We start from the raw sequence: 15,851 nt of genomic DNA on the forward strand, positions 1-15,851 counted from the left end.
AGCGAAATCGGGCACCAGTGCAATCAATTCTAGGGCATTTAGCTATCAAAACAATAGCAAACCATGCCTCATGAATCGCACGGGGCCGCGCCCCCCCGCGCCGATCGCTCCCGCAGCCGCGCCTAGACGGCCGCGCGGGTGAGCTGCATCGACAGCGTGTAGCGGCTGGCCGGGTGCAGCGTCACGCTCACGTCCATCAGCTCGCCGCCGGTGTCCACGTAGCGGCGAACGATCTTCAGCGCCGCGGAACCGGCGGGCACCTGCAGCTCCTCGGCCAGCGACTCCGGCACCAGTGCCCCCACGATGTCCTGCCGCACCTTGGCGATGCGCAGGCCGTACTGCGCCTCCAGCAGACTGCTGACCAGCACGTCGGGCGCGACGCGCACGTGTTCGGCCAGTTCCCGCGCGTCGAAGCGGGCCGCATCCACATAGACCACCGTCCAGGCGATGGGCAGGTGCGGCGCGGCACCGTCCCGGCGCAGGCTGGCGATGGCAAGGCAGCGGCTGCCGGCGGCGCAGCCCAGCTCGGCGGCCAGTTCGCGGTCGAGCACCACCTCTTCGATGCGGCGCACCTCGCGCACGTGGGTGGCGCCGAACTGCACCAAGTCGTCCAGCGAGGCCAGCGTCTGCTGGTAATGCGCATTGGGCGTGGCCGCCTCCACGCGCGTGCCCACCTTCTTGCGGCGCGACACCAGGCCGGACTGCTGCAGCTCCGAGATCGCGGCGCGCACCGTGTGGCGGCTCACGCCGTAGCGGTCGCACAGCTCCAGCTCGGTCGGCAGCAGTGCGCCCACCACGTATTCGCCCGCGGCGATGCGTTCCGACAGATGGCGCGCCACCAGCGCGTAGCGGGGCTCAGCCATGGGCGCAGCCTTCCATCCGGGGTAAACCCGGATTTTCTTTATGTACGTACATAAACACAATAATTCATATGTCCGAACTTAATCACCTGCGGACGCCGACGCAACCCACCGACACCATGACCACCCCTGCCTTCGCCTCCAGCACCGCCATCGACTCGCTGCTCTTTCGCGACGCGTTCGGAACGCCCGCCATGCGCGCGATCTTCGCCGACCGCACGCTCGTCGCCCGCTACATCGAAGTGGAGGTGGCGCTGGCCGCCGCGCAAGGCCGCTGCGGCGTGATTCCGGCCGAAGCGGCCCGCGAGATCGCCGCGCGCTGCGACCTGAACGCGCTCGACTTCGAGCTGCTGCGCCAGGAGACCGACATTGTCGGCTACCCCATCCTGCCGCTGGTGCACCAGCTGGTGAAGCAGTGCGGCGACGCCGGCCGCTACGTGCACTGGGGCGCCACCACCCAGGACATCATGGACACGGCCACGGTGCTGCAGGTGCGCGACGCGCTGGCGCTGGTGGAAGCCGACATCGCGGCCCTGCGCGGAATCCTGGCCGGCCTGGCCGAGCGCTACCGCGACACGCCCATGGCCGGGCGCACCCATCTGCAGCACGCGCTGCCCATCACCTTCGGCTACAAGGCCGCCATCTGGCTGGCGATGTTCGACCGCCATGCCGAGCGGCTGCAGGAATTGAAAAAGCGCGTGCTCGTCGGCCAGTTCGCGGGCGCCGCGGGCACGCTGGCCTCGCTGGGCGAGCGCGGGCTGGAGGTGCAGGGCCTGCTGATGGAGGAGCTGCAGCTGGGCGTGCCCGCCACCACCTGGCACGTGGCACGCGACGGCCTGGCCGAGGCGGTGAACTTCCTGGCCCTGGTGACCGGCTCGCTGGGCAAGATCGCCTACGACGTGATGCTGCTGTCGGCCACCGAGTTCGGCGAGGTGTTCGAGCCTTTCGTGCCCGGCCGCGGCGCCAGCAGCACCATGCCGCAAAAGCGCAATGCGATCTCCAGCGAACTGATGCTGGCGGCCTCCAAGTCCGTGCGCCAGCATGCCGGCCTGATGCTGGACGCCATGGTGCAGGACCTGGAGCGCGCCACCGGCCCGTGGCACGCCGAATGGATCGCCATTCCCGAGAGCTTCGTGCTCACCGCCGGGGCCCTGAACCAGGCGCGCTTCATGCTCGGCGGCCTGATCGTCAACGAAGACCGCATGGCGAAGAACCTGGACATGACGGACGGCCTGATCGTGGCCGAGGCCGTGATGATGGGCCTGGCCCCGTTCACCGGCCGCCAGCAGGCGCACGACATCGTCTACGGCGCCTGCCGCACCGTGAACACGCAGGGCGGCACGCTGGCCGAAGCGCTGGCGCGGCTGCCCGAGGTGTCGGCGCACTTCGACCGCGCGGCGATCGACCGCCTCACCGATCCCCGCAACTACCTGGGCGCCGCGCCCGGGATGGTGGACCGAGCCCTGGCCCTGTCGCGCGCGCAGACAAGCTGATTCCCAAGAACGTCAACCGGAGACAAGCATGCAACCTTCGACCTTCCGCCGCGCCGCCGTGGCGCTGGCCGCCGCCACCCTCGCCTTCGCCGCCCAGGCGCAGGGCTACCCCGCCAAGCCGCTCACCTGGATCGTGCCCTTCGCCGCTGGCGGCCCCACCGATGCCATGGCGCGCGACATCGCGCAGCGCACCAGCACGCAGCTGGGCCAGCAGATCATCATCGAGAACACGCCGGGCGCCGGCGGCACCATCGGCAGCGCCAAGGCGGCGCGCGCGCCAGCGGACGGCTACACCTTCCTGGTCGGCCACATGGGGTACATGGGCGCCGCGCCCTCGCTGTACAAGAAGCTGGCCTACGACCCGGTGAAGGACTTCGACGCCGTCTTCCGCTTCCCCGACACGCCCCTGGTGCTGCTGGTGGGCAAGAACTCGCCGTACAAGACGGCCGAGGACCTGATCGCCTACGGCAAGCAGAACCCGGGCAAGCTCAACTTCGGCAATGCCGGCGTGGGCTCCACCTCGCACCTGGTGGCGGCGCTGTTCGCTAGCCGCGCGAAGGTCGAGATCACCTCCGTGTCGTACAAGGGCGCGGCCCCGGCCATGACCGATCTGGTGGCCGGCCAGGTCGATGCCATGTTCGACCAGACCAACACCGCCCTGCCCCAACTGGCCGGGGAGCGCGTGCGCGCCGTGGCGCTTACCTCCGACAAGGCCATGCCGCAGTTCCCGGGCGTGCCCACGCTGGGCCAGAAGGTGATTCCCGGCTTCGAGACCGCCACCTGGTACGGCATCTACGCCCCCAAGGGCACGCCGCGCGAGGCCATCCAGAAGGTCTACCAGGCCTACACCAAGGCCCTGGCCGACAAGGCCTGGACCGACAAGATGGCCGCGCAGGGCATCCGCATGCTGCCGGACGACCAGTACACGCCGGACGCGTTGGCCAAACACACCGCCACCGAGGTGGAGCGCTGGCGCAAGGTGGCGGCCGATGCCAGGATCTCGCTGGACTGACCGCATGGGCGCCGCCACCCGCACCGAGCACGACGCCTTCGGGCCGGTCGAGATTCCCGCCGACCGCCTGTGGGGCGCGCAGACCCAGCGCGCGCTGGCGGTCTTCGACATCGGCGAGGAGCGCTTCCCGGCCTGCCTGCTGCACACCTTCGGCCTGCAAAAGCAGGCGGCGGCCCGCGCCAACCGCCGCCTGGGCGCGCTGGACGCCCTGCGCGCCGATGCCATCGAGGCCGCCGCCGAGGAGTTGCGCACCGGCCTGCTGGACGCGCACTTTCCGCTCACCATCTGGCAGACGGGCTCGGGCACGCAGACCAACATGAACGCCAACGAGGTGCTGGCCAACCGCGCCAACCAGCGCCTGGGCCAGCCGCCGGGCACGCGCAGCCCGGTCCACCCGAACGACCACGTGAACGCCTCGCAGTCGTCCAACGACAGCTTTCCGACCGTGATGCACCTGGCGACGGCGCTGGAACTGCGCGACCGACTGGTGCCCGCGCTCGCGCTGCTGCAGTCGCGCCTGCAGGAGCGGGCCACCGCCTTCGCCGGCGTGCTGAAGATCGCGCGCACCCACCTGATGGACGCCGTGCCCATGACGCTGGGCCAGGGCTTCGACGCCTTCGCCCGCCAGGTGGGCCATGGCATCGACCGGCTGCACGCCACCCTGCCCCGCCTGTGCCTGCTGGCGCAGGGCGGCACCGCGGCCGGCACGGGGCTGAATGCGCCGCCCGGCTTCGACGTGGCGTTCTGCGAGGAGGCCAGCGCGCTCGCCGGCCTGGCGTTCACGCCCAACCCGAGCAAATTCGAGGGCATGGGCGCGCACGATGCGCTGGTGGAGGTGTCCGGCGCGCTGAACGTGGTCGCCGCGTCGCTGGCCAAGATCGCCAACGACCTGCGGCTCCTGGGCTCGGGCCCGCGCTGCGGCCTGGGCGAGCTGCGCATCCCGGACGACGGGCTCACCTCGTCGATCATGCCGGGCAAGCGCAACCCGACCATCGCCGAAGTGGTGGCGCAGGCCGCCTGGCAGGTGATGGGCAACCACACCACCATCACGCTGGCCGGCGCATCGGGCCACTTCGAGCTGAACGTGGCCAAGCCGGTGCTCATTTACAACCTGCTGCAGTCCATCCGCGTGCTGGCCGACAGCGCCCGCGTGTTCTCCGAGCGGCTGGTGCAGGGCATCGAGGCCGACACCGACCGCCTGGCCGCCAACGTGGACAACGCCCTGCTGCTGGCCACCGCCCTGAACCCGGTGCTGGGCTACGACCGCGTGGCCCGCATCACGCGCGAGGCCATGGAACGCGGCATCACGCCGAAGGCCGCTGCCGTGGCGCTGGGGGTTCTCACGGGCGACGAATACGACCGAAGGGTGAACGCGCGGGCCATGGCCGGGCGCGGCTGACGGCTACCCCAGGCGCTCCGGGCGGCGGCGCACCCCGCCCGGACCCCGCCGCCGCTTTCTTCATTTGTGCGTAAAAGTCACTGGTTCTGAGATTTTCAGGCGGTTTATGTCTGGAAAGATTTGCAATACAGTGGGTCGACATCGTGGTGACGGTCCCTGGCGGCCGTTGCCGGTTCGCATCCATCCTTTCCCAGACCCAAGAGACCTCCATGACCGACCGCACCACCGTTCACGGCCTGCAAGTGGCCACCTCCCTGCACCGCTTCGTCGAAGACCGGGTGCTGCCCGGCACGGGCGTGGACAGCGACGCGTTCTGGAAGGGCTTCAGCACGCTGGTGTCCGATCTGGCACCGCGCAACATCGCCCTGCTGGCCGAGCGCGACCGCCTGCAGTCCGAACTCGACACCTGGCACCGCGCCAACCCGGGCCCGGTGCAGAACATGGCGGCATACCGAGCCTTCCTCGAACAGATCGGCTACCTGGTGCCGCAGCCGGCCGACGTGCAGGCCACCACCGCCAACGTGGACGACGAACTCGCCACGCAGGCCGGCCCGCAGCTGGTGGTGCCGATCCTGAACGCACGCTATGCGCTCAACGCGGCCAACGCACGCTGGGGCTCGCTGTACGACGCGCTCTACGGCACCGATGCCATCCCCGAGACCGACGGCGCCGAAAAGGGCCAGGGCTACAACCCCGTGCGGGGCGCCCGCGTGATCGCGTTCGCCCGCGAGGTGCTCGACCAGGCCGCGCCGCTGGCCCAGGGCACGCACAAGAACGCCGCCGGCTACCGCGTGGAAGGCGGCCAGCTGGTCGTCGCGCTGGAGGGCGGCGGCACCACCGGCCTGCAGGAACCGGCCCAGTTCGTGGGCTACCAGGGCGAGGCGTCGGCGCCTTCGTCCGTGCTGCTGCGCCACCACGGCCTGCACCTGGACCTGCAGATCGATCGCAGCACGCCCATCGGCAAGACCGATCCCGCCGGCGTGAGCGACCTGGTGGTGGAAGCCGCGCTCTCGACCATCCTGGACCTGGAAGACTCCGTGGCCGCCGTCGATGCCGAGGACAAGGTCAACGGCTACGCCAACTGGCTGGGCATCCTGAAGGCCGACCTCACCGAGCAGGTGAGCAAGGGCGGCAAGACCTTCACGCGCGGCCTGAACCCCGACCGCCTGTACACCGGCCCGGACGGCAGCGGCGAGGTGCGCCTGCACGGCCGCTCGCTCATGTTCCTGCGCAACGTGGGCCACCTCATGACCAACCCGGCCGTGCTGTGGACCGATGCGCAGGGCACGCAGCGCGAGATTCCCGAAGGCATCCTGGACGCCGTGGTCACTACCACCATCGCGCTGCACGACCTGCAGGGCAAGGGGCAGGGCGGCATCCGCAACTCGCGCAAGGGCAGCGTCTACATCGTCAAGCCCAAGATGCACGGCCCGGCCGAGGTGGCCTTCGCCAGCGACCTGTTCGGCCGCGTGGAGCAACTGCTGGGCCTGGCCGAAAACACCGTCAAGCTGGGCATCATGGACGAGGAGCGCCGCACCAGCGTCAACCTCAAGGCCTGCATCTCCGCGGCCTCGGCGCGCGTGGCGTTCATCAACACCGGCTTCCTGGACCGCACGGGCGACGAAATGCACACCGCCATGCAGGCCGGCCCCATGGTGCGCAAGGGCGACATGAAGGCCAGCGCCTGGATCCAGTCGTACGAGAAGAACAACGTGCTTGTGGGCCTGTCGTGCGGCCTGCGGGGCAAGGCGCAGATCGGCAAGGGCATGTGGGCCATGCCCGACCTGATGGCCGAGATGCTCAAACAGAAGATCGCCCACCCCAAGGCCGGCGCCAACACCGCCTGGGTTCCGAGCCCCACGGGCGCCACGCTGCACGCGCTGCACTACCACCAGGTGAACGTGGCCGAGGTGCAGAAGGCATTGGAAAAGACCGACGCCAACGCCGAGCGCGACAACCTGCTGACCGGCCTGCTCACGGTGCCGGTCACCGCCACGCCGCAGTGGAGCGATGCCGAAAAGCAACAGGAGCTGGACAACAACGCCCAGGGCATCCTGGGCTACGTGGTGCGCTGGATCGACCAGGGCGTGGGCTGCTCCAAGGTGCCCGACATCCACAACGTGGGCCTGATGGAGGACCGCGCCACGCTGCGCATCAGCAGCCAGCACATGGCCAACTGGCTGCTGCACGGCGTGGTGACCGAAGCGCAGGTGCGCGAAACCTTCGAGCGCATGGCCGCCGTGGTGGACCAGCAGAACGCCGGCGATCCGCTGTACCAGAAGATGGCCGGGCGCTTCGCCGAATCGGCCGCCTACCAGGCCGCGTGCGACCTCGTCTTCAAGGGCGTGGAGCAGCCCAGCGGCTACACCGAACCCCTGCTGCACGCCTGGCGGCTGAAGGTGAAGGCCGGCGCCGCCGTGCGCTGAACCAGCTCGGCACCTTCCGCCCGGCCGGCGCCCGGAGTGCCGGCCAGCCCCCCTTTGACGGGGCACCCATCCGGGTGCCCCGTTTTCGTTGGGCGCCCGAAAAACACGGCTTAACAGGGGTATCCGGGTAAATCCATATGTTCCGGCAAGGCGTAAGGGTTTGTAGTTGCGCTAGAGCAATGCGGAGAGAATCGCCCACCAACCAAGGGTTTTCCCTAGCCTCACCATGAATCTCCAAAACATCTCCATCGGAAAACGCCTGGGCCTGGCCTTCGGCGTGCTCATCCTCTTCATCGTCACCATGCTGGGCGTGGGCACCTGGAAATTGCAGTCGGTGGCGCAGGAGACGGCTTCGATGATGGCCCTGCCCCTGACCAAGGAGCGGCTCATCTCCGACTGGTACCGCACCATCTTCAGCAACGTGCGCCGCCACAGCGTGGTGGCCCGCAGCACCGACTCCACCCTGGCGCAGCAGTTCGCGGCGGACAACGCGGCGGCCTCCAAGATGTCGTCCGAGCAGCAGAGCCAGCTGTCCAAGCTCATCAGCAGCCCGCAGGAGCAGGCCCTGTTCGACAAGGCCGGCGAAGAGCGCAAGCGCTTCGTCGTCGCCCGCGACGCCATCTACAAGGCCAAGGCCGAAGGCCGTTCGGAAGACGCCGAGCGCATCCTGAACACCGACTTCACTCCCGCGGGCGAGCAGTACCTGCAGGCGCTGCAGGCCCTGCTGGACTTCCAGCGTGCCGAGATCAACGCATCCTCCCAGGACGTGCAGGCCAACTACCAGAGCGGACGTCTGCAGCTCATCATCCTGGGCGCGCTGGCCACCCTGATCGCCCTGGCCCTGGCCGTGGGAATCACCCGCAGCATCACCCACCCGCTGCACGATGCCGTGTCCATGGCCAAGACCGTGGCCACGGGCGACCTCACCGTGTCGTCCGACAGCACCGCGCAGGACGAGACCGGCCAGCTGCTGCGCACGCTGAACGCCATGGGCGAGCAGCTGCGCACCGCCGTGGGCCAGGTGCGCCACGGGGCCGAGGGCATCGCCGTGGCCTCCAGCGAGATCGCGCGCGGCAACCTGGACCTGTCCAGCCGCACCGAAGAGCAGGCCAGCGCGCTGCAGCAGACGGCCGCGTCCATGGAGCAGATGACCGCCACCGTGCGCCAGAACGCCGACAACGCGCGCACCGCCAACCAGCTCGCGCAGGCCACCTCGGACAAGGCCGTGCGCGGCGGCGAGGTGGTGGGCAACGTGGTCTCCACGATGGGCGAGATCCACGCGGCCTCGCGCAAGATCGTGGACATCATCGGCGTGATCGACGGCATCGCCTTCCAGACCAACATCCTGGCGCTGAACGCCGCGGTCGAGGCCGCCCGGGCCGGCGAGCAGGGCCGCGGCTTCGCCGTGGTGGCGGGCGAGGTGCGCACGCTGGCGCAGCGCAGCGCGGCGGCGGCCAAGGAGATCAAGGGCCTGATCGACGACTCGGTGCAGCGCGTGGACTCGGGCAACCGGCTGGTGGAACAGGCCGGCGAAGCCATGCGCGAGGTGGTGGACGGCGTGCGCCGCGTGACCGACCTCGTGGGCGAGATCAGCGTGGCCAGCCAGGAGCAGACCACCGGGCTGGAGCAGGTCAACCAGGCCATCTCGCAGATGGACACCGTGACGCAGCAGAACGCGGCGCTGGTCGAAGAGGCGGCTGCGGCCACCGGCTCGCTGGAATCGCAGACGGCGCAACTGGTGCGTGCGGTGGCGGTCTTCCGCGTCGGCAAAGCCGACGGCCCGGCGCTCGCGGCAGCGCGCCACGCGCCGGCCCTCGCGGGCTGACGCGAACGGGCGGTGGCCCGTGCCCGACGCGGGGACCGGCGGGCAATCGATTGCTATTTAATTGATAGCAATATGCCTTAGAAGAATATGTGCTGGAAGGCATTTTTACCCATTCCCCTGTGCGGCACCCCGCCGCGCTGGCGCGGTCTACACTGGCGCCTTTCCCCGACGCCATGACCGCCGCACCGCCCTCCCCTGCCCCGCTGGACCCCGCCCGCTGCCCCCTGTGCGGCGGGCGCAACCAGTGCGCCATCGAGGCCGGCGCCCCCGCCGCGGATTGCTGGTGCATGGTGGCCGCCGTGTCCGCGCAGGCCCTGGCGCAGCTGGCCCCCGGCCAGCGCGGCACCGCGTGCCTGTGCCCCCGGTGCGCGGCCGGAACGGGCTCCGCGCCACAGGGCGCAGCGGCCGGCGCGCCGATATGATGGCCGCTCCCTTTTTTGAACTCCCCTGAAGGACCGACATGCCGACGTACCACATCGAAATGATGGAAGGCCGCACCATCGAACAGAAGAAGAAGCTGGTGGAAGAGATCACCCGCGTGTCGGTGGAAATCCTCGGCGGCTCGCCGGACTCGGTGGACATCCTCATCACCGACGTCAAGCGCGAGAACTGGGCCACCGGCGGAAAGCTCTGGTCCGAGCGAACCTGATCCCGCCGGTCCCTTCTTGATCCCTGCCCGATGACCGGTCCCGGCTCCACCGCCCTGCTGCGCGAACGGTACGGCGAGCGCTACCGCTGGCTGCTCCTGCTGTCCGTGATGGTCGGCACGATGGCCTCCATCATGTCGTCGACCATCGTGAACGTGGCCATTCCCGACATGAGCCACTACTTCACGCTCGGCCAGGAACGCGCGCAGTGGGTGTCGTCGGGTTTCATGGTGGCCACCACGGTCGCCATGCTCACGACGCCGTGGCTGCTGGCCCGCTTCGGCTACCGCGCGACCTACGTGGGCGCCATGGTGCTGCTGCTGGTGGGCGGCATCGGCGGCGGCGTGGCCAGCCACTACGGGCTGGTGCTGGCCGCCCGGGTGCTGGAAGGGCTGGCCGCGGGCGTGGTGCAGCCGATTCCGGCAGTCATCATCCTCTACGCCTTCCAGCCGCACGAGCAGGGCCGCGCGAGCGGCATCTTCGGCATGGGTGTGGTCCTGGCCCCGGCCATCGGGCCGAGCATCGGCGGGCTGCTGGTGGACTGGTTCGGCTGGCGCTCGATCTTCTTCATGGTGGTGCCGTTCTGCATCGCCTCCATCGCGCTGGCCTACCGGTTCGTGCCGGTCAGCAGCCCCGGCGGCGCCGTGGCCGGCCAGTCCGGCAACACGCTGGACTGGCGCGGTCTGGTACTGGGCGCGGTCGGCACGCTGTGCCTGCTCAACGGCCTGGTGGCGCTGCACGGCGGGCCGGGCCTGCAGGCCGGCGCGCTGCTGTTGGCGGCCTTCGCGGCTCTGGCCGTCTTCATCGCGTGGCAGCGCCGGCAACTGGCGCGCGGCGCCACGCCGCTCATGGACCTGCGCCTGTTCGAATACCGGCAGTTCGCCATGGGCAGCATCGTGGCCTTCATCTACGGCACGGCGCTCTTCGGCTCCACCTACCTGCTGCCGGTGTTCATGCAACTGGGCCTGCAGCTGTCGGCCTCGCACGTGGGCACCATCATGCTGCCGGCGGGCATCGTGCTGGCCATCACCATTCCCATCGTGGGCCGGCTGGCCGACCGCCACCCCACGCACTGGCTGGTGGGCACGGGCCTGGCGCTGCTGGCGATCTCGTTCGCGCTCATGGTGCTGGTCGATCTGACCAGCGGGCTGTGGATGCTGGTGGTGTTCGCGGTGCTGGGGCGCATCGGGCTCGGGTTCATCCTGCCCTCGCTCAACCTGGGGGCCATGCGGCCGCTGGCCAAGCCGCTCATCGCGCAGGGCTCCAGCGCCATCAGCTTCGTGCGCATGCTGGGCGGCGCGGCCGGCGTGAGCCTGTGCGGGATCGTGCTCGAATGGCGCATCGCCGCGCATGGCGACTCGCTGCAGAACGCGGTCAGCAGCCCGGCGCGCATCACCGCCTTCGGCGAAACCTTCCTGCTGCTCACCGGCCTGTGCCTGCTGGCCCTGGTGGCCGCTTGGCAGTTGCGCGCGCCCAAAGCCGCGGCGCCGGGGCGCTGACCCCGATCCCGTCCCTGGCCTTCCGCCCTTCGTCCTTTTCCTTTCTTTTCTCCCAAAGCCCGCCATGTGCCAGTTGCTCGGAATGAATGCCAACACGCCGACCGACGTGACGTTCAGCTTCACGGGGTTCGCGCAGCGTGCCGGCAACACGGCGGACCATTCCGACGGCTGGGGCATCGCGTTCTTCGAAGACAAGGGCCTGCGCCATTTCGTGGACCACCAGCGTGCGGTGGACTCGCCCGTGGCCGAGCTGATCCGCCGCTACCCCATCCAGAGCCGCAATGTCATCGCCCACATCCGCAAGGCCACGCAGGGCAGCGTCTCGCTGCAGAACTGCCACCCGTTCGTGCGCGAGCTGTGGGGCCGGTACTGGGTGTTCGCGCACAACGGCGACCTCAAGGACTTCCGCCCGCGGCTGCATTCGCACTTCCACCCCGTGGGCACGACGGACAGCGAGCACGCCTTCTGCTGGATCATGCAGGAGCTGGCCAAGTCCCACGCGGGCGTGCCCAGCATTGCGGAGCTGACCATCACCCTGCGCGAACTGGCCGCGCGCATCGCCCCGCACGGCACGTTCAACTTCCTGCTGTCGAACGGCCAGGCGCTGTGGGCGCATGCCTCCACGCAGCTTTACTACATCGAGCGGCGCCACCCTTTCTCGCAGGCACGCCTGTGCGACGAAGACCTGCGCATCGATTTTTCCGCCCACACCACGCCGCAGGATCGCGTGGCCGTCGTCGTGACCGCGCCGCTCACCAGCGACGAGCAGTGGACCGCGTTCCAGAGCGGCGAGTTGCGGGTGTTCGTGGACGGGGCCTGCGCCACGCCGTAGCGCGCCGGCACAGCGGCCGCGGCATCAGCCCAGCGGTTTCCACACGGGCGGTTCGGGGTCAGGATAGAACGGCACGCCGCCCCGCCCGGCCGGCTTGAACATCGCCTCCCGCTGGCGCTGGCGCTTGATCTCCCGGGGCTTGGCTTTATCGGAACACTGGCGGTGCGAACGGGACATGCACGGACCTCGCAAAGGTTCTGGGAATGACCGGATTACCGCACCGCCCGCGGCCGCCCCCGTGTGGGACGGCGCCCTCGCGCTGCATCGGACGGGCTCCCCGTGGAGAGTGAACGGGGCCGGCGAAGGGCGCTTCCGGCCCCCTCCTACAGCCTGCGGCAATGCGATTGGTTACACCAGAGGCCTGATCCCGGAACCGCAATGAACGCCTCGACCCTTTTTCGACTCGCCAAAAAATCCTGCCAAGCCTGGCTCGACGACTACGCCCCCAGCATGGGGGCCGCCATCTCTTACTACACCGCGTTTTCCATTGCGCCGCTGCTCGTCATCGTGATCTCCATCGCCGGTGCCGTGTTCGGACAGGACGCGGTGCGCGGCACCATCGAAGGACAGATCTCCGGCCTGGTGGGGCGCGACGGCGCGCTCGCCATCCAGAGCCTCATCAAGAGCGCCCGCGAGCCCACAGAAGGCATCATCGCCAGCACCATCAGCCTGGTGCTGCTGGGCATCGGCGCGACCACGGTGTTCGGCGAGATCCAGAGCGCGCTCGACCGCATCTGGCACGTGCCGGAGCCCGCCAAGCCGAGCGGCATCTGGGGCCTGCTGCGCGCGCGCTTCCTGTCGTTCGGGCTGATCCTCGGCCTGGCCTTCCTGCTCATGGCCTCGCTCACCGTCAGCGCCGCGGTGGCGGCGGCGGGCACGTGGCTCGGCGCCCTGATGCCGGGCTGGGAGCTGATGCTGATGGGCATCAACACCTTGCTGTCGATGAGCATCAGCTGCGTGCTGTTCGCGATGATCTTCAAGTTCATGCCCTCGGTGCCGATCGCCTGGCGCGACGTGTGGGTGGGCGCCGCGGTGACCGCCGTGCTGTTCGAGGTGGGCAAGGTGCTGATCGGCCTGTATGTGGGCAAGGCGGGCCTGAGCTCGACCTATGCCGCCGCCGGCGCCATCGCGGTCGTGCTGATCTGGGTGTATTACGCCGCGCAGATCTTCCTGCTGGGCGCGGAATTCACCAAGGTGTACGCGGCCGAGCACGGCTCGCATGCCGCAGCCCCCGAGGCCTTGCTCGACCCGGTCGAGCCCCGCAAGGGCGGGGCCGACGCCAACTCGGCGCTCACGCCCGTCACGCCTTTGCCCGTTCCCGCCCGGCAAGCGGCTCCGGCAGCGCCCTTGTCCACCGGCGCCCTGGCCACCACCGTGGCCCTGCTGGCCGCCCGCGTGGCGCTGTCGTTGTGGCTGGAGCGGCGTGAAAAGCGCGATGCGTTGCGCAGGCGCCGCTGATGCGGCGATAACGCCGGACGCGAATCGGAAGGAATGGAAAAAGAGGGAGAACCCAGTGCGTTGTCCGGCACTGCGGCGATCATCGATGGTGCGGCTGGCGGGGATCGAACCCACGACCCTTGGCTTCGGAGGCCAATACTCTATCCACTGAGCTACAGCCGCACAGCGGGCCATTGCGGCCCGATCAGTCGGCGATTATGGCACGGCCCTCGCGGCGTGCGGGCACACGTCCCGCAAAGAGCAATCCTGCAGCCAGTCCGGCAGCGGGGGCAACTCCAGCCCCAGCCCGCGCAGGTAGGCATCCACCGAGGCACGCCCGGTCGCCGGGAGGTCGAAATTGGCGCGATTGAGGATCCAGCCCTGCAGCAACCCTTCGAAGATCGCCTGCAGGGCGATGGCCGCGATCTGCGGGGGCATGGGCAGCTGCACCTTCTGGCTTTCGGCGGCCAGGCGCAGGTCGTTGGCGAGCTGCTCGCGGAAGGCGCCGCAGGCGGCGATGTGCCGGTCGCGCACGCCCGCCAGTTCCTCGACGTATTCCACCCGGAAGAAAGCGATCTCGAAGACACGCTGCATGCGCTGGTCCTGCGCCAGGTTGCGCAGCACCAGGTCGATCACGCCGCGCATGCGCTGCAGCGGCGCCATGTCTTCGTTGCTCTCGCATTCGCCGTTGGCGCGCTCCAGCGGCAGGGTGACGCGCTCCATCATCGCGTTGAACAGATCGACCTTGTCCTTGAAATGCCAGTAGATGGCGCCCCGCGTGGCGCCGGCGGCCTGCGCGATCTCGTTGAGCGACGCGTGCGACACACCCTTCTGGTAAAAGACCTGCTCGGCCGCATCCAGCAAACTATTGCGTGTCGCAACGGCGTCTTCTTTGGTGCGTCGGGCCATGGGGCATGTCTCCTTTTGTGTTCGATGTCCGCGTTTTTCTGGCATTGCCCACCCCGTGGGAAGGGCGGCGCCAGCGCTCCGCAGCAATTATACATTCATGTTTGTATGTATAATCGCGCACCGAATTCAAGGGCCATCTGCGTGGTTGATGCCGATCAAAGACATCTCCGTGCCTGCATGGCCTTTTCAATCAGCGCATTTCCGGAAGGACTTTCATGCTTCGCCTCAGTGACGATCTTGGCGTTTCCGCTGCCGCCCTCCACCCCGCACGCCGGGTCGTGGCCCTTTGCCTCAGCCTGGTCGCCGCCACCGTCCTGGTGGCCTGCGGCAAGAGCGAAGCCCCGGCCCAGGCCGGTGGCGGTGCACCTCCCCCGCCCCAGGTGGGCGTGGTCACCGTGGCGCCCGGCGACGTGGGCCTCGTGACCGAGCTGCCCGGCCGGCTGGAAGCCTCCCGCGTCGCCGAAGTGCGTGCACGGGCCGCGGGCATCCTGCAAAAACGCCTGTTCACCGAAGGCAGCGACGTGAAGGCCGGGCAGAAGCTCTTCGCCATTGACGACGCGCCCTACCGGGCTTCGCTGGAAAGCGCCCGGGCGAGCGTGGCGCAAGCCGATGCCAACGTGGCCCAGACCCGCGCGTTGGCCGAGCGCTACAAGCCGCTCGTGGCCGTCAACGCGATCAGCAAGCAGGAATACGACAACGCCGTCGCCTCGCAAAAGACTGCCGAGGCCAACCTCGCCGCCGCCCGCGCCTCCGTGACCACGGCGCAGATCAACGTGGGCTACGCGGCCGTGACCGCCCCCATTTCCGGCCGCATCGGCCGTGCGCTGGTGACCGAAGGCGCGCTGGTGGGCCAGGGCTCGGCCACCGAGCTGGCAGTCATCCAGCAGATCGACCCGCTGTACGTGAACTTCACGCAGTCCGCCTCCGAAGCGCTCAAGCTCAAGGCGGGCCTGGCCAGCGGCAAGTACAAGCAGGCCGGCAAGGGCTCGGCCAGCGTGAGCGTCGTGCTGGAAGACGGCAGCCTCTATCCCCAGACCGGCAAGCTGCTCTTCACCGACCTGACGGTGGACCCGACCAGCGGCCAGGTCACGTTGCGCGCCGAGATCCCCAACACCGATCGCCAGCTGCTCCCCGGGCTCTACGTGCGCGTGCGCCTGGAGCAGGCCCAGGTGGCCGGCGGCGTGCTGCTGCCGCAGCAGGCCGTGACCCGCTCGGCCAAGGGCGACACCGTGATGGTGGTGGGCGCGGACAACCACCTCACGCCACGCCCCATCAAGCTCGGGCCGGCCCAGGGCACGAACTGGGTGGTGCTCGAAGGCCTGCAGACGGGCGAGAAGGTCATGGTGGACGGTTTCCAGAAGCTGCCGCGCGGCAAGCCCGGCGATCCGATCGTGGTGCAGCCCGTGGCTTGGCAGGCCGGCGGCGCTGGCGCTGCGGCGCCCGGCGCGCCCGCCTCTGCGGCGGCTCCCGCTGCGTCCGCCGCTTCCGCTCCGGCCAAGCCATAAGAAGGAG

The 15,851-nt window shown here is 69.2% G+C and carries 14 protein-coding genes and 1 tRNA gene; 11 read left to right on the top strand and 4 right to left on the bottom strand.

What is annotated here, in order from left to right:
- Positions 1–122: 122 nt before the first annotated feature.
- Positions 123–863: a GntR family transcriptional regulator gene (locus AVAK2825_RS03395; protein WP_284394394.1), complete on the bottom strand. Its 741-nt coding sequence runs from the start codon at positions 861–863 to the stop codon at positions 123–125.
- A gap of 116 nt (positions 864–979) precedes the next feature.
- Between AVAK2825_RS03395 and AVAK2825_RS03400 the strand changes: the two genes are divergently transcribed.
- From AVAK2825_RS03400 to AVAK2825_RS03440, 9 genes are all read left to right on the top strand, one after another.
- Positions 980–2,353 carry a class-II fumarase/aspartase family protein gene (locus AVAK2825_RS03400; RefSeq protein WP_284394396.1) on the top strand — a complete coding sequence of 458 codons (1,374 nt, stop codon included), beginning with the start codon at positions 980–982 and terminating at the stop codon, positions 2,351–2,353.
- A 28-nt stretch (positions 2,354–2,381) separates the two neighbouring features.
- Complete coding sequence (locus AVAK2825_RS03405) at positions 2,382–3,365, top strand: tripartite tricarboxylate transporter substrate-binding protein (RefSeq protein WP_284394403.1); 984 nt, start codon at positions 2,382–2,384, stop codon at positions 3,363–3,365.
- A 4-nt stretch (positions 3,366–3,369) separates the two neighbouring features.
- A complete protein-coding gene (locus AVAK2825_RS03410) occupies positions 3,370–4,764 on the top strand; it encodes a class II fumarate hydratase (RefSeq protein WP_284394407.1) in 1,395 nt (464 codons plus the stop codon).
- Between the two features lie 209 nt (positions 4,765–4,973).
- Complete coding sequence (locus AVAK2825_RS03415; RefSeq protein WP_284394410.1) at positions 4,974–7,190, top strand: malate synthase G; 2,217 nt, start codon at positions 4,974–4,976, stop codon at positions 7,188–7,190.
- A 226-nt stretch (positions 7,191–7,416) separates the two neighbouring features.
- On the top strand, positions 7,417–9,015 hold the full coding sequence (locus AVAK2825_RS03420; RefSeq protein WP_284394413.1) for a methyl-accepting chemotaxis protein: 1,599 nt from the start codon (positions 7,417–7,419) through the stop codon (positions 9,013–9,015).
- Between the two features lie 173 nt (positions 9,016–9,188).
- Positions 9,189–9,437, top strand: a complete 249-nt coding sequence (locus tag AVAK2825_RS03425; RefSeq protein WP_284394417.1) for a cysteine-rich CWC family protein — start codon at positions 9,189–9,191, stop codon at positions 9,435–9,437.
- A gap of 38 nt (positions 9,438–9,475) precedes the next feature.
- Entirely contained in the window at positions 9,476–9,664 is a 189-nt protein-coding gene (locus AVAK2825_RS03430) for a 4-oxalocrotonate tautomerase (RefSeq protein ID WP_272549570.1), read from the top strand.
- A gap of 30 nt (positions 9,665–9,694) precedes the next feature.
- Entirely contained in the window at positions 9,695–11,161 is a 1,467-nt protein-coding gene (locus tag AVAK2825_RS03435) for a DHA2 family efflux MFS transporter permease subunit (RefSeq protein ID WP_284394420.1), read from the top strand.
- Between the two features lie 64 nt (positions 11,162–11,225).
- On the top strand, positions 11,226–11,993 hold the full coding sequence (locus AVAK2825_RS03440; protein WP_284394422.1) for a class II glutamine amidotransferase: 768 nt from the start codon (positions 11,226–11,228) through the stop codon (positions 11,991–11,993).
- Positions 11,994–12,017: 24 nt separating this feature from the next.
- On the opposite strand, the gene AVAK2825_RS03445 is transcribed toward AVAK2825_RS03440, so the two are convergent.
- The gene (locus tag AVAK2825_RS03445; protein ID WP_272565744.1) at positions 12,018–12,170 is read right to left on the bottom strand and encodes a hypothetical protein; all 153 of its coding nucleotides are present in this window, start codon (positions 12,168–12,170) and stop codon (positions 12,018–12,020) included.
- A 201-nt stretch (positions 12,171–12,371) separates the two neighbouring features.
- Here AVAK2825_RS03445 and AVAK2825_RS03450 point away from each other — a divergent pair, with 201 nt between their 5' ends.
- Positions 12,372–13,451, top strand: a complete 1,080-nt coding sequence (locus AVAK2825_RS03450; protein WP_284394425.1) for a YihY/virulence factor BrkB family protein — start codon at positions 12,372–12,374, stop codon at positions 13,449–13,451.
- Between the two features lie 86 nt (positions 13,452–13,537).
- Here the strand turns inward: AVAK2825_RS03450 and AVAK2825_RS03455 are convergent.
- Together AVAK2825_RS03455 and AVAK2825_RS03460 are read right to left on the bottom strand one after the other, a co-directional pair.
- Positions 13,538–13,613: transfer RNA gene (locus tag AVAK2825_RS03455), tRNA-Arg, on the bottom strand.
- A gap of 33 nt (positions 13,614–13,646) precedes the next feature.
- Positions 13,647–14,339, bottom strand: coding sequence for a TetR family transcriptional regulator (locus tag AVAK2825_RS03460; RefSeq protein WP_284394426.1), 693 nt, complete (start codon positions 14,337–14,339; stop codon positions 13,647–13,649).
- 215 nt (positions 14,340–14,554) lie between these two features.
- Between AVAK2825_RS03460 and AVAK2825_RS03465 the strand changes: the two genes are divergently transcribed.
- Positions 14,555–15,844, top strand: coding sequence for an efflux RND transporter periplasmic adaptor subunit (locus AVAK2825_RS03465; protein ID WP_284394428.1), 1,290 nt, complete (start codon positions 14,555–14,557; stop codon positions 15,842–15,844).
- Positions 15,845–15,851 lie beyond the last annotated feature (7 nt).

This window comes from Acidovorax sp. SUPP2825, assembly GCF_030158995.1.
GTDB lineage: Bacteria > Pseudomonadota > Gammaproteobacteria > Burkholderiales > Burkholderiaceae_C > Paracidovorax.

What these genes read in the sequence shown, in the direction of transcription:
- AVAK2825_RS03395 (WP_284394394.1), bottom strand. Translation starts at nt 863, where the DNA reads ATGGCTGAGCCCCGCTACGCGCTGGTGGCGCGCCATCTGTCGGAACGC.
- AVAK2825_RS03400 (WP_284394396.1), top strand. Translation starts at nt 980, where the DNA reads ATGACCACCCCTGCCTTCGCCTCCAGCACCGCCATCGACTCGCTGCTC.
- AVAK2825_RS03405 (WP_284394403.1), top strand. Translation starts at nt 2,382, where the DNA reads ATGCAACCTTCGACCTTCCGCCGCGCCGCCGTGGCGCTGGCCGCCGCC.
- AVAK2825_RS03410 (WP_284394407.1), top strand. Translation starts at nt 3,370, where the DNA reads ATGGGCGCCGCCACCCGCACCGAGCACGACGCCTTCGGGCCGGTCGAG.
- AVAK2825_RS03415 (WP_284394410.1), top strand. Translation starts at nt 4,974, where the DNA reads ATGACCGACCGCACCACCGTTCACGGCCTGCAAGTGGCCACCTCCCTG.
- AVAK2825_RS03420 (WP_284394413.1), top strand. Translation starts at nt 7,417, where the DNA reads ATGAATCTCCAAAACATCTCCATCGGAAAACGCCTGGGCCTGGCCTTC.
- AVAK2825_RS03425 (WP_284394417.1), top strand. Translation starts at nt 9,189, where the DNA reads ATGACCGCCGCACCGCCCTCCCCTGCCCCGCTGGACCCCGCCCGCTGC.
- AVAK2825_RS03430 (WP_272549570.1), top strand. Translation starts at nt 9,476, where the DNA reads ATGCCGACGTACCACATCGAAATGATGGAAGGCCGCACCATCGAACAG.
- AVAK2825_RS03435 (WP_284394420.1), top strand. Translation starts at nt 9,695, where the DNA reads ATGACCGGTCCCGGCTCCACCGCCCTGCTGCGCGAACGGTACGGCGAG.
- AVAK2825_RS03440 (WP_284394422.1), top strand. Translation starts at nt 11,226, where the DNA reads ATGTGCCAGTTGCTCGGAATGAATGCCAACACGCCGACCGACGTGACG.
- AVAK2825_RS03445 (WP_272565744.1), bottom strand. Translation starts at nt 12,170, where the DNA reads ATGTCCCGTTCGCACCGCCAGTGTTCCGATAAAGCCAAGCCCCGGGAG.
- AVAK2825_RS03450 (WP_284394425.1), top strand. Translation starts at nt 12,372, where the DNA reads ATGAACGCCTCGACCCTTTTTCGACTCGCCAAAAAATCCTGCCAAGCC.
- AVAK2825_RS03460 (WP_284394426.1), bottom strand. Translation starts at nt 14,339, where the DNA reads ATGGCCCGACGCACCAAAGAAGACGCCGTTGCGACACGCAATAGTTTG.
- AVAK2825_RS03465 (WP_284394428.1), top strand. Translation starts at nt 14,555, where the DNA reads ATGCTTCGCCTCAGTGACGATCTTGGCGTTTCCGCTGCCGCCCTCCAC.